Annotated in this window: 17 protein-coding genes; 16 read left to right on the top strand and 1 reads right to left on the bottom strand. The window is 43.0% G+C overall.

Annotation, left to right across the window (positions count from 1 at the left end):
- Nucleotides 1–86 precede the first annotated feature (86 nt).
- The 6 genes from B5F18_RS12660 to B5F18_RS00420 all read left to right on the top strand — a co-directional run bounded on the left by B5F18_RS12660 (nucleotide 87) and on the right by B5F18_RS00420 (nucleotide 7,278).
- A complete protein-coding gene (locus B5F18_RS12660; protein WP_087155698.1) occupies nucleotides 87–1,280 on the top strand; it encodes a phosphoglycerate kinase in 1,194 nt (397 codons plus the stop codon).
- 18 nt (nucleotides 1,281–1,298) lie between these two features.
- Nucleotides 1,299–2,048 carry a triose-phosphate isomerase gene (tpiA, locus tag B5F18_RS12655; RefSeq protein WP_087155697.1) on the top strand — a complete coding sequence of 250 codons (750 nt, stop codon included), beginning with the start codon at nucleotides 1,299–1,301 and terminating at the stop codon, nucleotides 2,046–2,048.
- 173 nt (nucleotides 2,049–2,221) lie between these two features.
- A complete protein-coding gene (gene gpmI / locus B5F18_RS00435) occupies nucleotides 2,222–3,763 on the top strand; it encodes a 2,3-bisphosphoglycerate-independent phosphoglycerate mutase (protein ID WP_087155696.1) in 1,542 nt (513 codons plus the stop codon).
- 242 nt (nucleotides 3,764–4,005) lie between these two features.
- The gene (locus B5F18_RS00430) at nucleotides 4,006–5,292 is read left to right on the top strand and encodes an aminotransferase (protein ID WP_087155695.1); all 1,287 of its coding nucleotides are present in this window, start codon (nucleotides 4,006–4,008) and stop codon (nucleotides 5,290–5,292) included.
- Between the two features lie 157 nt (nucleotides 5,293–5,449).
- Nucleotides 5,450–6,391 (top strand): GNAT family N-acetyltransferase, encoded by a 942-nt coding sequence (locus B5F18_RS00425; RefSeq protein WP_087155694.1) that lies wholly within the window; start codon nucleotides 5,450–5,452, stop codon nucleotides 6,389–6,391.
- Nucleotides 6,385–7,278, top strand: a complete 894-nt coding sequence (locus tag B5F18_RS00420) for a DMT family transporter (RefSeq protein WP_087155693.1) — start codon at nucleotides 6,385–6,387, stop codon at nucleotides 7,276–7,278. The genes B5F18_RS00425 and B5F18_RS00420 overlap by 7 nt, the downstream gene beginning before the upstream one ends.
- Before the next feature lie 55 nt (nucleotides 7,279–7,333).
- Here B5F18_RS00420 and B5F18_RS00415 read toward each other — a convergent pair whose 3' ends face one another.
- Complete coding sequence (locus B5F18_RS00415) at nucleotides 7,334–8,695, bottom strand: peptide MFS transporter (RefSeq protein ID WP_087155692.1); 1,362 nt, start codon at nucleotides 8,693–8,695, stop codon at nucleotides 7,334–7,336.
- A 478-nt stretch (nucleotides 8,696–9,173) separates the two neighbouring features.
- On the opposite strand from B5F18_RS00415, the gene B5F18_RS00410 reads away from it, so the two are divergent.
- The 10 genes from B5F18_RS00410 (at nucleotide 9,174) to B5F18_RS00365 (ending at nucleotide 17,791) form a co-directional block, all read left to right on the top strand.
- On the top strand, nucleotides 9,174–10,616 hold the full coding sequence (locus B5F18_RS00410) for an acyl-CoA carboxylase subunit beta (RefSeq protein WP_087155691.1): 1,443 nt from the start codon (nucleotides 9,174–9,176) through the stop codon (nucleotides 10,614–10,616).
- A gap of 14 nt (nucleotides 10,617–10,630) precedes the next feature.
- Nucleotides 10,631–11,404, top strand: a complete 774-nt coding sequence (locus B5F18_RS00405; protein ID WP_087155690.1) for an OadG family transporter subunit — start codon at nucleotides 10,631–10,633, stop codon at nucleotides 11,402–11,404.
- Nucleotides 11,405–11,432: 28 nt separating this feature from the next.
- The gene (locus B5F18_RS00400; RefSeq protein ID WP_087155689.1) at nucleotides 11,433–11,795 is read left to right on the top strand and encodes a biotin/lipoyl-containing protein; all 363 of its coding nucleotides are present in this window, start codon (nucleotides 11,433–11,435) and stop codon (nucleotides 11,793–11,795) included.
- 40 nt (nucleotides 11,796–11,835) lie between these two features.
- Complete coding sequence (locus B5F18_RS00395) at nucleotides 11,836–12,987, top strand: sodium ion-translocating decarboxylase subunit beta (RefSeq protein WP_087155688.1); 1,152 nt, start codon at nucleotides 11,836–11,838, stop codon at nucleotides 12,985–12,987.
- 14 nt (nucleotides 12,988–13,001) lie between these two features.
- Nucleotides 13,002–14,411: an oxaloacetate decarboxylase subunit alpha gene (locus B5F18_RS00390; protein ID WP_087155687.1), complete on the top strand. Its 1,410-nt coding sequence runs from the start codon at nucleotides 13,002–13,004 to the stop codon at nucleotides 14,409–14,411.
- A 123-nt stretch (nucleotides 14,412–14,534) separates the two neighbouring features.
- Entirely contained in the window at nucleotides 14,535–15,500 is a 966-nt protein-coding gene (spoIIIAA, locus tag B5F18_RS00385; RefSeq protein ID WP_087155686.1) for a stage III sporulation protein AA, read from the top strand.
- Complete coding sequence (locus tag B5F18_RS00380; RefSeq protein ID WP_087155685.1) at nucleotides 15,491–16,012, top strand: stage III sporulation protein AB; 522 nt, start codon at nucleotides 15,491–15,493, stop codon at nucleotides 16,010–16,012. The genes spoIIIAA and B5F18_RS00380 overlap by 10 nt, the downstream gene beginning before the upstream one ends.
- A 12-nt stretch (nucleotides 16,013–16,024) precedes the next feature.
- A complete protein-coding gene (spoIIIAC, locus tag B5F18_RS00375; RefSeq protein ID WP_087155684.1) occupies nucleotides 16,025–16,219 on the top strand; it encodes a stage III sporulation protein AC in 195 nt (64 codons plus the stop codon).
- A 19-nt stretch (nucleotides 16,220–16,238) separates the two neighbouring features.
- Nucleotides 16,239–16,625 (top strand): SpoIIIAC/SpoIIIAD family protein, encoded by a 387-nt coding sequence (locus tag B5F18_RS00370; RefSeq protein ID WP_087155683.1) that lies wholly within the window; start codon nucleotides 16,239–16,241, stop codon nucleotides 16,623–16,625.
- Between the two features lie 23 nt (nucleotides 16,626–16,648).
- Nucleotides 16,649–17,791, top strand: a complete 1,143-nt coding sequence (locus B5F18_RS00365) for a stage III sporulation protein AE (RefSeq protein ID WP_087155682.1) — start codon at nucleotides 16,649–16,651, stop codon at nucleotides 17,789–17,791.

Here is a 17,791-nt window from a genome sequence, read left to right as displayed (position 1 = left end):
AGTTTCAATCATAAATAGACTCACAAAAGGGGTCCGGTCTTTATGGACCGGACTCTTTTGTTATAAACATAAGGAGGCATTTGGCTATGCTTAACAAAAAATCAGTAGATGATATCAACGTAAAAGGAAAAAGAGTTCTTGTAAGATGTGATTTCAATGTTCCGCTTATTGATGGAAAAATTACAGATGAAAACCGTCTTGTTGCAGCTCTGCCTACAATCAAAAAATTAATCGCAGACGGCGGAAAAGTGATTCTTTGCTCACATCTTGGAAAACCAAAGGGAGAGCCAAAACCAGAATTGTCATTGGCGCCAGTTGCAAAACGTCTGTCCGAACTGCTTGATCAGGAAGTAAAATTCGCAGCAGATCCTGAAGTAGTTGGAGCAAATGCAAAAGCTGCAGTAGAAGAGATGGAAGACGGAGATGTTATCCTTCTTGAAAATACACGATACAGAGCAGAAGAAACAAAGAATGGCGAAGAATTCAGCAAAGAGCTCGCATCCCTTTGCGATGTATTTGTAAATGATGCATTTGGAACAGCCCACAGAGCACATTGCTCAAACGTAGGTGTTACGAAGTATGTAGATACAGCAGTGGTTGGATACTTAATGCAAAAAGAGATTGATTTCCTTGGAAATGCAGTAAATAATCCGGAGCGCCCATTCGTAGCAATTCTTGGCGGAGCAAAAGTTTCCAGTAAGATTTCTGTTATCGAAAACCTTTTGGATAAAGTAGATACATTGATCATCGGCGGAGGTATGGCTTATACATTCTCCAAAGCAACAGGCGGAAAAATTGGTATTTCTCTTTGCGAAGATGATTATCTGGAATATGCTGCAAACATGTTGGAAAAAGCAAAGGAAAAAGGCGTAAAATTGCTTCTTCCTGTAGACCATGTCATCGGAGATGCTTTCTCCAATGATGCAAATATCCAGGTTGTAGCAAGCGGTGAGATCCCAGATGGATGGGAAGGCTTGGATATCGGACCAAAAACAGCAGAACTTTTTGCAGATGCTGTGAAAGATGCAAAAACGGTTGTTTGGAACGGACCAATGGGCTGCTTTGAAATGCCAAACTTTGCACATGGAACAGAAGCAGTTGCAAAAGCACTTGCTGATACAGATGCGGTTACCATTATTGGCGGAGGAGATTCCGCAGCAGCTGTAAATCAGCTTGGATATGGTGATAAGATGACTCATATTTCAACAGGTGGAGGAGCATCTTTGGAATTCTTGGAAGGAAAAGAACTGCCAGGTGTTGCGGCAGCAAACGATAAATAGGAAAAGAGGAACTTTACAATGGCAAGAAGAAAAATTATTGCTGGAAACTGGAAAATGAACATGACTCCAAGTCAGGCTGTAGCATTGATTGAAGAGTTGAAACCACTGGTTGCCACTGAAGATGCAGATGTAGTATTTTGTGTACCTGCAATCGACATTATTCCGGCTGTTGAGGCCGTAAAAGGCACAAACATCGAAATAGGTGCAGAGAATATGTACTTTGAAGAAAAAGGTGCTTATACAGGAGAAATTGCTCCGGATATGCTTACAGACGCAGGAGTAAAATATGTTATTATCGGACATTCTGAGAGAAGAGAATACTTTGCTGAGACAGATGAGACTGTCAACAAAAAAGTTCTGAAAGCATTTGAGCACGGAATCACACCTATTATCTGCTGTGGTGAAACACTTACTCAGAGAGAACAGGGCGTGACGATGGACTTCATCCGTCAGCAGATTAAGATCGCATTTTTGAACGTGACAGCTGACCAAGCAAAGAGTGCGGTGATCGCCTATGAGCCAATCTGGGCTATTGGAACAGGAAAAACTGCTACAACAGAACAGGCACAGGAAGTATGTGCAGGAATTCGTGCATGCATCGCTGAGATTTACGATGATGCAACTGCAGCAGAAATCCGTATTCAGTACGGCGGTTCTGTAAATCCGGCTACAGCACCTGATTTGTTTGCTCAGGCAGATATTGATGGGGGGCTTGTCGGAGGAGCATCTTTGAAAGCAGACTTCGGAAAGATCGTAAACTGGAAATAATAAATGAGGAAGGCGCTGCTATTGGCAGCGTCTTCTTTTCTGTCATGTGCAAATATATGGGAACAGGGTTGTGACAGAAAAAAGACAATTTTGGATGCGTATCTTGCAACAGAAAATAAAATCATGTACAATGATTTACGGTAGAAAATGTAAAAAGAAAGAGGAGAAAGCCGATGAGCAAAAAACCAACAGTCTTAATGATCTTAGATGGATATGGATTGAATGAAAAAACGGAAGGAAATGCCGTAGCGGAGGCGAATACTCCGGTTATGGATAAATTGATGACAGAGTGCCCGTTTGTGAGAGGAAATGCAAGCGGTATGGCCGTAGGACTTCCGGATGGACAGATGGGAAATTCAGAAGTTGGACATTTGAATATGGGCGCAGGAAGAATCGTTTATCAGGATCTCACAAAGATCACAAAGGCGATTCAGGATGGAGATTTCTTTGAAAACAAAGCACTGCTTGCAGCTTGCGAAAATGTGAAAAAGAACGAAAGTGCCCTCCACCTTTTTGGTCTGGTGTCTGACGGAGGAGTACACAGCCATAATTCCCATATTTACGGACTTCTTGAGCTTGCAAAACGTCAGGGCATTGAAAAAGTGTATGTTCATTGTTTTCTTGACGGACGCGATACACCGCCTGCATCTGGAAAAGATTTTGTCTCTGAGCTTGTGGAAAAGATGGAAGAAATTGGGGTAGGCCAGGTTGCAACTGTGATGGGCCGTTATTATGCAATGGATCGTGACAACCGATGGGATCGTGTAGAGCTTGCATATAATGCTATGGTAAAAGGCGAAGGAAACAAAGGCGATGATGCGGTGAAGGCTATTCAGGAGTCCTACGACAATGAGAAGACAGATGAGTTCGTCATTCCTACTGTTATTATGAAGAATGGTGCACCTACGGCGACTATCAAAGAAAATGATTCCATTATTTTCTTTAATTTCAGACCAGACCGTGCAAGAGAGATTACCAGAACATTTTGTGATGACAATTTTGAAGGATTCGCAAGAGGAGAGCGTGTAAAGACAACGTTTGTGTGCTTTACAGAATATGATGTGACTATTCCGAACAAGCTGGTTGCTTTTGTGAAGACAGAGATTACAAATACATTCGGTGAATTTTTGGCAGCAAATAACCTGAAACAGGCGAGAATAGCTGAAACAGAAAAATATGCACATGTAACTTTCTTCTTCAATGGAGGAGTGGAAGAGCCAAATGCAGGGGAGGACAGAATCCTTGTAAAATCTCCGAAAGTGGCTACGTATGATCTGCAGCCAGAGATGAGCGCTCCGGAAGTATGCGACAAATTGGTGGATGCCATTAAATCCGGCAAGTACGATGTTATCATCATTAACTTCGCCAACCCGGATATGGTTGGACATACAGGCGTGGAGAACGCTGCCATCAAGGCCATCGAAACAGTTGATGTATGCGTAGGAAGAGCAGTAGATGCAGTTAAAGAGGTAAACGGACAGATGTTTATCTGTGCAGACCACGGCAATGCAGAGCAGCTTATTGATTACAATACCCATGAACCGTTCACAGCGCATACAACAAACCAGGTACCGTTTATCCTTGTCAATGCAGATTCAAAATATAAGTTAAGAGAGGGCGGATGTTTGGCAGATATTGCGCCTACCCTGATTGAATTGATGGGAATGGAACAGCCAAAAGAAATGACAGGAACCTCGCTTTTGATTGAAGGTTAAAAGGTTTTGCAACCCGGGATGAGAATATGCTTATCCCGGGGTTTTTTGATGTCAGGGAAACTCAGGAAACTACTGTGCTTTTGTTATAAAATGAATAAATCAGCATGAAAGGATGCAGAAAAGGTGTGGAAAGTAAAGAAAATCTTCGTTTTATAAATAATTTTGCAGGAAAGCATTGACGAAACGTCAAAAATTCTATAAAATAACAAGCAGTGATAAAAATGAAGTGGAGGAATCTTGTGATGGCGGCATACAAAGACTTAAGCAGAGAAGAATTGTTAGAGCTGAGAGAAAGTCTGGAGAAAAAGTTTGAGGAAGAAAAAGCAAAAGGGTTAAAACTGGATATGTCCAGAGGAAAACCGTCCGCAGCTCAGCTGAATCTTTCTATGGGGATGATGGATGTACTGACCAGTGAATCACAGTTGATGTGCAGTGAAGGAGTAGACTGCAGAAATTACGGCGTTTTGGATGGAATCACAGAAGCAAAACAGCTGCTCGCTGATATGATGGAAGTGCCAAAGGACAATATCATTATTTTTGGAAATTCCAGTTTGAATGTGATGTACGATACAGTTGCACGTTCTATGACTCACGGTGTGCTTGGAAGTACACCATGGTGTAAATTGGATAAAGTAAAATTCCTATGTCCGGTTCCTGGATATGACAGACATTTTGCGATTACCGAGTACTTTGGCATTGAGATGGTAAATGTTCCTATGACCCCGGATGGACCGGATATGGACATTGTAGAGAAACTGGTGAGCGAGGATGAATCCATCAAAGGAATCTGGTGTGTGCCGAAATATTCCAATCCTCAGGGGATCACATATTCCGATGAGACTGTACACCGTTTCGCATGCCTGAAACCAGCGGCAAAAGATTTCCGAATTTACTGGGATAACGCATATGGTATTCACCATCTGTATGAGGACAAACAGGATTATCTGATAGAAATATTGATGGAGTGTAAAAAAGCAGGAAATCCGGATATGGTCTACAAATTTTCATCAACATCCAAGATCAGTTTCCCTGGTTCTGGAATTGCTGCAATTGCAGCATCCGATGCAAATCTTGCAGAGATCAGAAATCAGATGAAGATACAGACCATTGGACATGACAAAGTAAATCAGTTGAGACATGCAAGATTCTTTAAAGATATACATGGCATGGTAGAGCATATGAAAAAGCATGCTGATATCATGAGACCAAAATTTGACACTGTACTGGAAGTTCTGGAACGAGAGCTTGGAGGACTTGAAATCGGGTCCTGGATTGCCCCAAGGGGAGGATATTTTATTTCCTTTGATGCAATGGAAGGATGTGCAAAGGCCATTGTGGCAAAGGCAAAAGAAGCGGGTCTTGTCATGACAAATGCAGGGGCTACTTTCCCATATGGAAAGGATCCAAAAGACAGCAATATCCGCATTGCCCCATCTTACCCTACTCCGGAGGAACTGGCAATTGCAACAGACATCTTTGTGTTGAGTGTAAAATTGGTAAGTATTGACAAATTACTTGGAAACCTGTAAAGGTTTTGTTGATTTTATATAGCCGTTTTCAAAATTAATATACCTTACTCATGGAAATGCACATAGCAGAGTAATCTGTTATGTGTATTTTTCTTGTGTGAAGAAAAAAAACATGGTATAATTAGTAAGATACGGTAAAAGGAAGGAGGCGGACCAGTTGGAGATTTTGATGAAGACAAAGCAGTCGTTTTTTCTTTTAGGAAAAGAAAAGATGGGAGACTGTTCAAAAGCAGGAGAGTGGATTGCCGAGCTGTGGAGAGAGGTGAATCAATCTGTAGAAGAGATCGCACCTTTTATCATACAGGAGAGGGATAACCTTCCCATCGCCGGCTGGGGCTTGATGGGCAATGCGGACAAAAGCTTTCTTCCATCCCAAAAGGAAGGGGTTTATCTGGCCGGATATGAAAGTCTGTGTCCAAAAGAGCCCCTGGAAGGGTGGACAATATACGAAGTTCCCGGATATAAATATGCGGTAGTGACATGTACTGCGGACACTTATGAAGCTGTGTTTAAGGAAGTACTGTATGAATATATGCCGGAGAAGGGATACAATTTGATAGGACCAGTGCTGGAATGTTATGATCCTAGAGGAAAAGCAGAAGAATTTGAGCTTTATTTTCCTGTACAGAAAACCGGAGAGGTCCATTACGCAAAAGCCACAGCCGCTGATTTGGATGAGATCCTGGATGTGAGACTCAAAGTTTTAAGAGAAGTGAATCATCTTCCTGAGGACATTGATCTACAGTCCGTGAAAGAAAATTCCTACGGATATTTTTCCGAAGGATTTTTGAAGGGAGCCTTTGTCATGTATCTGGCAAGGCTAAACACCAAAATTATTGGTATCGGAGGAATCAGCTTTTATACAGTCATGCCTACTTATCATAACCCAACTGGAAAAAAAGCGTATATTATGAATATGTACACAGAAAAGGCTTACCGTGGAAGAGGGATTGGCAGGAGTATCCTGGAGATGCTGATTGAGGAAGCGAAAAGACGGGGCGTATTTGAAGTTACGCTGGAGGCCGTGAAGGACGCAAAACCCTTTTACCAGATGTGTGGTTTTGAGACAATGAATCAGGAAATGAGGTATTTATGGTGATGAAAAAGATGGCAAAACCAATTCTTTTTCTCACGGCTCTGATTTGGGGAAGTACATTTACTGTGGCAAAATTTGCGACCGAAGTGTTTTCCGCTGCATTTACCAATGCAATGAGATTTACGGTTGCTACATGCATTCTTGTCTTAGTTTCCTATCCTTTGAGAAAACAGCTGGATAAAAGTTATTTTATCCACGGCGGTTTGATGGGAATTACGCTATTTGGCAGCTACATGATGCAGACCGTTGGTCTTACGTGGGATACGTCTCCGGGGAAGAGTGCATTTTTGTCTACCACTTATTGCGTTCTGGTTCCGTTTTTGTACTGGATCGTGACAAAAGAAAAGCCGAAAGCGCTGCATCTGTTCTGTGTGTTCCTGTGTGTCAGCGGAGTTGGCGTGCTGTCTCTTCAGGGAGGACTTGGTATGACAAGCGGAGATATCATGACCGTTCTGAGCGGTATTCCCGGAGCTGCCAATATTGTGGTTTCCTCCATTGGGTGCAGGGACAGACACCCCCTGCTTTTGACCACCATTGAACTTGGCGTCGTGATGGTGCTGTGTTGGGCAATGGTGATTTTAACCGGAGGTTTCCCGGAAACTGTCACAGTTTCCGCTGTTGGAGGAGTAATTTATCTGGGCGTGTTTGCCACAGCTTTAGGACTGTTTTTACAAAGTTTTGGGTTGAAATATACACCAGCGTCCATCGGAGGAATGATTTTGAGCCTGGAGGCAGTTTTCGGTGTAATATGTTCAATTATTCTGTATAAAGAGACAGTTACCGCCCGGATGACAATCGGATTTGCCATAATCTTTGCAGCGATTCTTTTATCCCAAACAGAGCCTGAAAAAGTAAAAGATTGGTTTCAGAAGAAAATCAAAAAGAACTGAGGAATTCCCCAGTTCTTTTTTCATTTCTCTTATTTGTAATTCAAATGACAATTGTTTACTCTTGTGTGAGTTTGTCGAGTTTCTTTGTAAGTGCAAACATAATAATTCCGCATATGATCAATCCAACTGTGAAAGAAATGAAAATCTGTAAATATCCCATTTTTTCAACAACCTTCATGAACTGACCATTGATCTGTGTTGCTACGAAAGTAGCAAGGGTCCATACACCCATAAGTAAGGATAAGTATTTTTTTGGAGCATGTTTACTTACAAAGGAGTTTCCAAGAGGTGAGAAGAAAATTTCACCAATTGTGAGGAACACTCCGAATCCCAGACACCATACAACACTGATCTCTCCATTGCCACGACCAAGCTCAGCAATAAGCAGAACAGCGTATGCAGCTGCCATGAAGAAGAAAGACATTCCGATTTTTCTGAACATGGACATGTCCCCCTGTGGTCTCTTTGAAAGTGCAGCCCAAATTTTTGCAAAAATAAGACTTAAGAAAATGCACATAAGACCATTCCATGTAGTTGTTACATGTGCTTCTGACAATGTGAATCCGAACAGATTCATATTTGCATAGTCACGCATATACAGCGTCAAGGCGATGTCCTGCTGATAGTATGCAAGCCAGAAAATAACGGAGAAAAGGGAAACCAAAATGATGGCGATTGTTCCATCTTTCTCTTTCTTTGTGAGAGGTTCGGTAGATTTTTCTCCTTTTTCTTTGTGCATCATACCGACAATATTTCCTTCTGTATCAGTGAGATATTTAAATGGTTTGATTCCCTGTCCTTTCAGAAGACCATAACATGCAGTGAACATGACGCCTCCAAGGATTACAAGAATCGCACATACGAGGAAGACTGGACGGAATCCGAGAACTTCACCCTGTTTAAACTGGTTCAGATAGAGCACACCGCAGATAGCTGAACCAAAGAAGGAACCGATGTTTACGAAAGAATACTGGATAGAAAATGCAGAATCCAGAAGCTCTTTGTCGTCAAACATACGTCCGATGATAGCGGCCAGGTTACCTTTGAAAAGACCTGTACCGATGGATACAACGGCAATCATGATCCAGATATTTGTTACAGAATGAGCCTGCCATCCAAATAAGTATCCGATCCCCATCAAAAGACATCCGATGGATACTGCATATCTTGCGCCAAGCCAGCGGTCACTGATCCACCCGCCCACAACTGGTGCAATGTAAGTCCATGCAGTCAACTGTGCAGCAACCTGAGCAGCGGTGACATCATCGATGCCAAGACCTCCCTTTGCCACTGCCGTTGTAAGGAATAAGATTAAGAGTGGTTTGCTGCCGTAAAAAGCGAAACGCTCAAATGTGTAAGCCAGACAGCACACCCAGTACCCGGCAGGGTACTTTGCTTTTTTTGCTGTTTCTCCCATGAATAAAAAACCTCCAATAAAGTTTTTGGGATTTTATACATCCCGGTTTATTTTTGTTTCCTTAACAAATAAGGAAAAAATAAGAGAAATGCCATGGATGCAGCAATACATCCGGATAAGCTGCAATTACAGTATAAGAGTATGGCTAAAGCCATCAGTCAGGGATAAAACTTATACCTCTGCAACTTGATAAAACTGTAATCCCATGAGACTGATTTTATCATAAACTTAATAGAAAAACAATTTATTTTTATGAAATACAGACATGCTTTAAAAAGACACAGCGTTATCAATTTAATAAAATAACACGACAAAACAACAAATGAAAACGTCAAATTCTTAACGAAAAAATAGTTGCCACAAATTAGGAAAGGAAGTATAATATACTTGGCAAAGATTTGAGTTATATACTTACAAATCATTATGGAAAAGATGGCACTTGCACATCTTTGAAATATAGAAAATGGAGGACAAGGATATGAGCAACAACAGAACATCAGACATCCCTGCAAGGCGCAGAATCAATGCTTTACTTGATGAGGGAAGTTTTGTTGAAATCGGACAGGCAGTGACAGCCCGGGCAACGAATTTCAACATGCAGCAGAAAGCAACTCCGGCTGATGGTGTAGTTACAGGCTACGGAGTGATCGACGGAAATCTGGTCTATGTGTACAGTCAGGATGCTACTGTGTTAAATGGAGCAATCGGTGAGATGCACGCAAAGAAAATTGCTGCGATCTATGATTTGGCAATGAAAATGGGAGCACCTGTGATTGGACTTGTTGATTGTGCAGGTTTAAGACTTCAGGAGGCCACAGACGCACTGAACGCATTCGGGACACTTTATTTGAAACAGACAATGGCATCCGGTGTGATTCCGCAGATTACCGCAATTTTCGGTTCCTGTGCAGGCGGCATGGCAGTAGTTCCGGCATTGACTGATTTTACGTTTATGGAGGAAAAAAGTGCAAGACTGTTTGTGAATTCTCCAAATGCTATCGCAGGCAATGAAATTTCCAAGTGCGACACTTCCTCCGCATCCTTCCAGAGTGAGGAGAGCGGTATGGTGGATGTAGTCGCGGACGAAGATGGCATTTTTGAGCAGATTCGAGCGCTCGTCTGCATGCTTCCGTGCAATAACGAGGATGATGCATCTTATGATGAATGTTTGGATGACCTTAACAGGCTGTGTGAAGGAATTGAAAACGCAGCCGAAGATACAGCGATTGCGCTGGCAATGATTTCTGATGACAGTGTATTTTTTGAGACAAAAAGAAATTTTGCAAAAGATATGGTGACAGGTTTTGTCAGATTGAATGGCATGACTGTCGGAGCTGTTGCCAACCGTTCAAAAATATATGGACAAGACAGAAATGTAATAGAAGAATTCGATGGAACACTGTCTGCAAGAGGATGCCAGAAAGCAGCTGCATTCGTAAAATTCTGTGATGCTTTTAATATCCCTGTGCTGACATTGACGAATATAAAAGGACTGAAAGCAACAAAATGTTCCGAAAGAACATTGGCTACAAGAATGGCGGAATTGACCTACGCTTTTGCAAATGCTACGGTTCCGAAAGTAAACGTGACTGTTGGAAAAGCTTACGGAAGTGCATATGTTGCCATGAACAGCAAGGCTGTGGGAGCGGATATGGTATATGCGTGGCCGGATGCAGAAATCGGAATGATGGATGCAACACTTGCGGCAAAGATCATGTACCCGGACGCGGATGCAGAGACAGTAAAAGAGAAGGCGGCAGAATATCAGGCACTGCAGACAAGTTCTGTTTCGGCAGCCAGAAGAGGTTATGTGGATGCTGTGATCGAGCCAAAAGATACGAGAAAATATGTCATCGGCGCATTTGAGATGCTCTTTACAAAGAGAGAGGAACGCCCTGCAAAAAAACATGGAACAGTTTAGAGAGGTGAAGTAAATTGAAGAAAAAGATTGGGTTATTAGTGGCAATGCTTGTCTTTGTCTTAAGTTTCACCGGCTGTGCCAGCAGTGTGTCAAGTGATACAGAGTACAATAAGGATTCTCTGGAACAGATTGCGGAGACCGTCATCTTAAGCTTTGCTCAGATGTCGGATGATGTGCTGCAGCAGTTTAAAGACGGTTCAGAGCTGGAAGTAAATCTTACTTTGATGCAGGGGGGACTTCCGGCAGACAAGGATACATTCGTAGGAATGATTGATGCCTGGCAGGCAGCTCTGGATGAATGTGGAGCGTATGAAGGCCATGGCGATTATAAAACGGAGACGACAAAAGACGGAATTTCTCTGATTGTGAAAGCAGATTTTGCTGACCGTGATGCGGATATCACGATTTCATTTGATGAAAAGTCACAGCTGGATTCTATGACTATAGATGCTCATTATTCCACAGCAGAGATTTTGAAGAAAGCAGGACTGAATACATTGCTTGGAATGGGAACTGTATTTGTTGTATTGATTTTCATTTCCTTTATTATTTCCTTATTCAATTATATTCCTGCAATTCAGGCTAAATTTTCAAAGAAAAAAGAAGATCCGGAACTTTCTTCAGTGGAAGAAACACCGGCGGAAATTGTCAATGAAGAGGAACTTTTTGATGACCTCGAACTTGTGGCAGTTATCAGTGCAGCCATTGCTGCACATGAAGGAACAAGTACGGACGGATTTGTTGTCCGTTCCATCAAGCGCAGAAAAACAAATAAGTGGATTTCATAATTAAAAAGATTCTAGGAGGATAAAAGAGATGAAAAATTATACAATCACAGTAAATGGAAATGTGTATGATGTGACAGTAGAAGAAAATGGATCAAGCGCTCCGGCTGCGCCTAGAGCAGCAGCGCCTGTAAAAGCTCCGGTTGCAAAACCGGCCGCTCCAAAAGCAGCGGCAGCAGGCAGCATTGAAGTAAAAGCTGGTGCAGCAGGAAAAGTATTCAAGATTGAGAAAAATGTTGGGGCACAGGTGAAAAGAGGAGATGCAGTTGTCATCATCGAAGCGATGAAGATGGAGATTCCAGTTGTAGCGCCGGAAGACGGCACTGTTGCAAGCATCAATGTAACTGTAGGAGATGCAATTGAAGCAGGGGCAGTTTTGGCAACATTGAACTAGTAGGAACCATATCGTTTTGATTGACACAGGAGGTTAAAACATGGAATATATTTTAAATACATTAGGAAACCTCGTGCATCAAACCGCATTCTTCAACCTCACATGGGGCAATTATCTGATGATTGCGATTGCATGTGTGTTCCTATATTTGGCAATCAGACATGGATTTGAGCCTTTGCTGCTCGTTCCGATCGCGTTTGGTATGCTGCTCGTTAATATTTATCCGGATATCATGCTTGCGGCCGAGGATGCAAGCAACGGAACAGGTGGTCTGCTGTATTATTTCTTTAAACTGGATGAATGGTCAATATTGCCATCACTTATTTTTATGGGAGTCGGAGCTATGACGGACTTTGGTCCTTTGATTGCCAATCCTAAAAGTTTCCTTATGGGAGCAGCTGCACAGTTCGGTATTTTCGCAGCTTATCTTGGGGCCATGGCGATGGGATTCTCTGACAAAGCTGCGGCAGCAATTTCTATTATCGGTGGAGCAGACGGCCCTACCTCCATCTTCCTGGCAGGAAAACTGCAGCAGACAGCGATTTTAGGACCGATCGCAGTTGCGGCATACTCTTATATGTCTCTTGTCCCGATCATCCAGCCGCCGATTATGAAACTTCTCACAACTGAGAAAGAGCGTAAGATCAAGATGGAGCAGTTAAGACCGGTTTCAAAATTGGAGAGAATTCTTTTTCCTATCATCGTAACGGTTGTTGTCTGCATGATCCTTCCGACAACGGCTCCGCTGGTTGGTATGTTGATGCTTGGTAACCTTTTCAAGGAAAGCGGCGTTGTAAGACAGCTGACAGAGACTGCATCCAATGCGATGATGTATATTGTTGTTATTTTGCTGGGTACCTCCGTAGGAGCTACGACAAGTGCAGAGGCGTTTTTGAATATGGATACGCTTAAAATCGTCTTCCTTGGACTGATTGCATTTGCGTTTGGTACAGCGGGAGGAGTAGTTCTTGGAAAGATCATGTGTGTGGCAACACACGGAAAGGTAAATCCGCTGATTGGATCAGCAGGAGTGTCTGCGGTCCCTATGGCGGCCCGAGTTTCTCAGAAAGTTGGTGCGGAAGCAGACCCTACAAACTTCCTGCTGATGCATGCGATGGGACCAAATGTTGCAGGTGTTATCGGTACAGCTGTTGTTGCCGGAACATTTATGGCAATCTTTGGGGTAATGTAAGGAGGACATAGAATATGGCTATAGAAAAGAAACCAATTAAAATTACAGAGACAATTCTAAGGGACGCGCATCAGTCTTTGATCGCGACGAGGATGACAACAGAGCAGATGCTTCCGATCGTGAGCAAGATGGACGAGGTCGGATACCATGCTGTGGAATGCTGGGGCGGAGCTACATTTGACGCATCTTTACGTTTCCTGAAAGAGGATCCGTGGGAGAGACTTCGAAAATTCCGCGATGGATTTAAGAAGACAAAACTGCAAATGCTTTTCCGAGGACAGAATATTTTGGGATACCGTCCATACGGCGATGACGTTGTTCGCTATTTTGTGCAGAAATCTGTTGCAAATGGAATCGATATCATCCGTATTTTTGACTGTCTCAATGACCTTAGAAACCTTCAGACAGCAGTGGATGCTGCAAACCATGAAAAAGCAGAGGCGCAGGTAGCCCTGTCCTACACTTTGGGGGATGCTTACACTTTGGATTACTGGGTGGACATGGCAAAACGTGTAGAGGATATGGGAGCGAAATCTATTTGTATCAAAGATATGGCAGGACTTCTTCTTCCATATAAAGCAACCGAGCTGATCAGTGCAATGAAAGATGCGACAAAGCTTCCGATCGATCTGCATACACATTACACATCTGGTGTGGCATCCATGACATACATGAAAGCAGTGGAAGCAGGTGTGGATATCATTGATACAGCGATTTCTCCGTTTGCGCTTGGTACAAGCCAGCCTGCCACAGAGGTTATGGTTGAGACGTTTAAGGGGACTCCTTATGATACAGGTCTGGATCAGAATAAACTTGCAGAGATTGCAGATTACTTCCGCCCGATCCGCGATGAGGCTTTGGATTCCGGCCTTTTGAATCCAAAGAATATGGGCGTAAACATTAAGACACTTTTGTACCAGGTACCTGGAGGAATGCTTTCAAACCTGACATCCCAGTTAAAGGAGCAGGGAGCAGAAGACAAATTCTACGATGTGCTTGAGGAAGTGCCAAGAGTTAGAAAAGATCTTGGAGAGCCACCGCTTGTAACACCGTCTTCCCAGATTGTCGGGACACAGGCAGTGTTTAACGTGCTGATGGGTGAACGCTATAAAATGGTGACAAAGGAAACAAAGGATATTCTCCGCGGAAAATACGGTGCGACTGTAAAACCATTCAACCCGGAAGTGGTAAAGAAATGTATCGGCGATGAAGAGCAGATCACATGCCGTCCAGCAGATTTGATTCCGGATGAGATGGAAACTCTGGAAAGCGAAATGTCACAGTGGAAACAGCAGGATGAAGACGTATTGTCCTATGCGTTGTTCCCGCAGGTTGCAACAGACTTCTTTAAATACAGAGAAGCACAGCAGACAGGCATTGACCAAAAAGAAGCTGATACAGAGAACGGGAGTTACCCGGTATAAATGACTGAATAAAAAACAGAGCAACTGTGAATTTCAAAGATTTCACAGTTGCTCTGTTTTTTTGCGCTCAAAAATCATAAATCTCTTCCATCCACATATACATTGTGTAAAGAGGTGGACAAAATGTTAGAGAGAAAAACAACAAAACAATCACAAATTATGGCGTTTCTACCTGCCAATATGAGGGAACTGTGCAGAAGTCAGATTGATTTTGAACATGCACAGGAGATACGGGTGAGAAATGGGAAACCGGTCGTATATATGGAAAACGGTGCTGAGAGGACACTTTTGGATAAGGGAATGCCATACCGGGCGGACGAAAACGACTTAAGGGAGATACTGGATTATATCAGTCACTATTCCAGGTATGCGTACGAAAATGAAATGCGTCAAGGCTTTCTTACTGTAGAAGGAGGGCACAGGATCGGATTGAGCGGTAAAGTCATCGTGGAAGGGGGAAGAGTAAAAAATATGAAATATATCTCCTCCGTCAATATCCGGATTGCCCATGAAGTGAGAGGATGTGCGGACGATATTTTCCCGTATGTCACATCTGAGAGACAGATGATGCACACACTGCTGATCGCACCGCCCGGCGGAGGAAAAACAACCGTATTGAGAGACATGATACGGCAGATTTCGGACGGAAACCAGTATGTCAAAGGATGTACAGTCGGAGTTGTGGACGAGCGATCCGAGATTGCCGGGATGTATCTTGGTCGGGAACAAAATCACCTTGGCATCCGTACCGATGTTTTGGATGGGTGTATGAAGGCAGAGGGGATGATGATGCTTGTACGCTCCATGGCTCCTAGAGTGCTGGCGGTAGATGAACTCGGAATGGAAGAAGATATCCATGCTGTAGAGTATGCCATGCATTGTGGTTGTAAAATGGTTGCCACAGTACATGGTACTTCGCTGAAAGAGGTGGAGGAAAAACCATACCTTAGAAAACTGATTGAAGAGAAACGGTTTGAACGGTACGTCCTTCTTGCTGGCCCCAGCCATGCGGGGAGGGTGGAAAAGATATACGGCAGAGATAAAAAACTTTTATTTTCAAAACAGGAGAGAATGGAATTATGTATCTAAAAACAGCGGGGAGCGTACTCGTTATTGCTGCCTCCACTTGGCTTGGCTGTCTGATGGGGAGAGAACTCTATGAGAGGCTGGACAGGCTTAGTACTATGAAAAGGATTTTTCTTGTTATACGCCAGGAAATCCTCTATTCCGGAATGCCGCTTTTTGAGGTTTTTGGGAATGTCTCAAAACGATTTGAAGATCCGTATAAAACGTGGATGCTTGCGCTGGAGCATAGAGCAAAGGAGAGAAATGAGGGCGGGTTTATGGAAATCTGGAAGGACAGTCTCTACCAGTACTTGGGAACACATGGATGGCAGAAAAAAGATTTGGAGACTTTGGAAGGGCTTGGGATGGAGATGGCAGGGATGGACAGAGAAGAGCTTGTAAAGGTGCTTGAGCTGTACATAGAGAGGCTGGAATGGAAGGTGGAAGACGGAAAAAAAGAAATGGGGCAGAAAAACCGTATATTCAGAAGTCTTGGGCTGATGGGAGGAATCTTTGCGGTGGTATTGCTGTTGTAGGGGAGGGGACAAATGAGTATCAATTTAATTTTTAAGATTGCCGCAGTCGGAATTTTAGTATCTGTTATCAGCCAAGTCTTAAAACACAGCGGGAGAGAAGAGCAGGCATTTCTGACAAGCCTTGCGGGGCTGATTCTTGTGCTCCTTTGGATTATTCCATATATTTATGAACTGTTCGAGAATGTCAGAAAACTGTTTTCAATTTGAACGGAGGAGAATGCGGGGTATGGACGTAATCAAAATAGGAATGATCGGCATTTTCGGCACCCTGCTGGCACTGCAGCTGAAACAGTCAAAAACAGAATACGGCGTTATTTTGGGGATCGTTGTCAGCATTTTCATTTTTTTTGGAATATCCGGAAAACTGGAACTGATCGTGGACACAGTGAGAAGGATTTCAACTTACATTTCCATCGACAATGCCTATATTGGTCTAATGCTCAAAATGCTTGGAATTACATATATAGCCGAATTTGCATCCGATATTTGTAAAGATGCGGGTTATCAGACCATTGCAGGTCAGATAGGTGTGTTCAGTAAGCTTGCCATTCTGGCTCTTAGTATGCCGATTCTTCTTGCTCTTTTGGAAACGATTGAACAGTTTTTGCGCTGAAATAAAGAAAAGGATGGATGGATATGAAAAAGAAACTGGCATGGTTACTCCTTTTAATTTTATTCTGGAGCGCAATTATGTTTCAGGCATATGCAGGTGAGGAGGAAAAGATAGAAGAGAGTGCGCAGGAATTGATGGGGCAGATGGATACCGATGAAATCAACCGGATGATGGAGGAGATTTTCCCGGGAAGAAAGGTAAGTTTTGAAGTGCTGATAAAGGAAATCTTTTCAGGAGATATCGGCAAGGGGCTGGAAACCGCAGGAGGATTTTTAAAAGAACAGTTTTTTTATCAGTTTCAAAGCCAGAAGGCGGGGATGATACATATTTTTCTCATTGCTTTCATTGCAGCGGTGTTCAGCAATTTTTCCAGCATATTCAAAAACAGGCAGGTTTCGGACATCAGTTTTTATGTCTTGTATCTACTGATGATCATGATATGTCTGAATGCTTTTGGGACACTGACAGACATGGCAGGGGAAAGGATTTCGATTCTCCTCGATTTTATGAAAGTGCTTGGCCCGGTATACATGATAGCAGTCGGGATGGCAAAGGGGGTTGGAAGTGCGCTTTCCTTCTACAGTCTAATTCTGATCTTGATCTTTTTGATCGAACTTTTGATTTTAAATTTTCTTCTTCCGCTTATCCATGTGTGGGTAATGGTTCAGATTTTAAATTTTTTATCTCCTGAAGAATATCTTTCTAAATTTGGAGAGCTTATTGAAATGCTCATATCTTGGATTTTAAAGTCTTTGCTGGCAGGGGTTATCGGCCTGAACATTATTCAGGGGCTTTTACACCCTGCAGTGGATTCGGTAAAACGTAATGCACTGACAAAGACCATCCAGATTATACCAGGTGTGGGGGATGTGCTCGGTGGGGCGGGGAGCGTGCTCGTTGGCACGGCAGTTCTTATAAAAAATGGGATCGGAGTGGGAGGAGCAGTGGTGTGTATGGGAATCTTTTTGTTCCCGCTTTTGGAGATTGCCTGTTATGCTTTTGCCTACCGTCTGATCGCGGCGCTTGTACAGCCGGTGTCAGACGGGCGGATCGTAGGATGTATCAGCGGGATGGCAAAGGGCTGTCAGATGATGATGCGCATTGTATTTACAACAGGGATTTTATTTCTTCTGTCTATTGCAATCATTGCGGCCACGACTTCTTAA

The organism is Lachnoclostridium sp. An181, from assembly GCF_002160325.1.
Lineage (GTDB): Bacteria > Bacillota > Clostridia > Lachnospirales > Lachnospiraceae > An181.
This window is presented reverse-complemented; position numbering and strand designations above follow the sequence as displayed.

Excerpts from the sequence above, each read along its gene's own strand:
- B5F18_RS12660 (WP_087155698.1), top strand. The coding sequence starts at position 87 with ATGCTTAACAAAAAATCAGTAGATGATATCAACGTAAAAGGAAAAAGA.
- tpiA (WP_087155697.1), top strand. The coding sequence starts at position 1,299 with ATGGCAAGAAGAAAAATTATTGCTGGAAACTGGAAAATGAACATGACT.
- B5F18_RS00365 (WP_087155682.1), top strand. The coding sequence starts at position 16,649 with ATGAAAAAGAAACTGGCATGGTTACTCCTTTTAATTTTATTCTGGAGC.
- B5F18_RS00400 (WP_087155689.1), top strand. The coding sequence starts at position 11,433 with ATGAAAAATTATACAATCACAGTAAATGGAAATGTGTATGATGTGACA.
- B5F18_RS00380 (WP_087155685.1), top strand. The coding sequence starts at position 15,491 with ATGTATCTAAAAACAGCGGGGAGCGTACTCGTTATTGCTGCCTCCACT.
- B5F18_RS00420 (WP_087155693.1), top strand. The coding sequence starts at position 6,385 with ATGGTGATGAAAAAGATGGCAAAACCAATTCTTTTTCTCACGGCTCTG.
- B5F18_RS00370 (WP_087155683.1), top strand. The coding sequence starts at position 16,239 with ATGGACGTAATCAAAATAGGAATGATCGGCATTTTCGGCACCCTGCTG.
- spoIIIAA (WP_087155686.1), top strand. The coding sequence starts at position 14,535 with ATGTTAGAGAGAAAAACAACAAAACAATCACAAATTATGGCGTTTCTA.
- B5F18_RS00415 (WP_087155692.1), bottom strand. The coding sequence starts at position 8,695 with ATGGGAGAAACAGCAAAAAAAGCAAAGTACCCTGCCGGGTACTGGGTG.
- B5F18_RS00395 (WP_087155688.1), top strand. The coding sequence starts at position 11,836 with ATGGAATATATTTTAAATACATTAGGAAACCTCGTGCATCAAACCGCA.
- B5F18_RS00430 (WP_087155695.1), top strand. The coding sequence starts at position 4,006 with ATGGCGGCATACAAAGACTTAAGCAGAGAAGAATTGTTAGAGCTGAGA.
- gpmI (WP_087155696.1), top strand. The coding sequence starts at position 2,222 with ATGAGCAAAAAACCAACAGTCTTAATGATCTTAGATGGATATGGATTG.
- spoIIIAC (WP_087155684.1), top strand. The coding sequence starts at position 16,025 with ATGAGTATCAATTTAATTTTTAAGATTGCCGCAGTCGGAATTTTAGTA.
- B5F18_RS00410 (WP_087155691.1), top strand. The coding sequence starts at position 9,174 with ATGAGCAACAACAGAACATCAGACATCCCTGCAAGGCGCAGAATCAAT.
- B5F18_RS00390 (WP_087155687.1), top strand. The coding sequence starts at position 13,002 with ATGGCTATAGAAAAGAAACCAATTAAAATTACAGAGACAATTCTAAGG.